The sequence below is a fragment of the Yoonia sp. I 8.24 genome, from assembly GCF_022096995.1.
In the GTDB taxonomy this organism is placed as follows: Bacteria; Pseudomonadota; Alphaproteobacteria; order Rhodobacterales; family Rhodobacteraceae; genus Yoonia.
In genome coordinates this window covers 1-317 of sequence record NZ_JACXGQ010000021.1, presented here as the reverse complement: position 1 = coordinate 317, position 317 = coordinate 1, and the positions used below count along the sequence as shown (strand labels likewise).

Annotated in this window: 1 protein-coding gene; it reads left to right on the top strand. The window is 51.4% G+C overall.

Going from position 1 to position 317, the window contains the following annotated elements:
- Positions 1 to 317: hypothetical protein (locus tag Yoon_RS17890; RefSeq protein ID WP_238114177.1), on the top strand; the 317-nt coding region annotated here is incomplete at both ends.

The following is a 317-nucleotide window of genomic DNA, read 5'->3' as shown; positions in this document are numbered from 1 at the left end:
ACGATCACGGCTGGCGATGGGGATGACACGATCATCTACAGTGGCGGTGATGATGTCATCGCAGGGAACCTTGAGAACTTTGGGACAGACACGTTAGATTTGTCGCAATATGCGGCGGCTGATGTGACCTTTGCGATCTCGGGCGCTGATGTCACAATTACGACACCAGATGGCGTGATCACGTTGCAAGATCAGACAACCACAAACGTCTACAGAACGAATATCGAGAACATTCTGTTCAGTGATGGCACGCTTGATAGCAATGCTGCCGTTGTGGCGCGTGCGGTGTTGGATCAAGGAACTGATGGTGACGATAC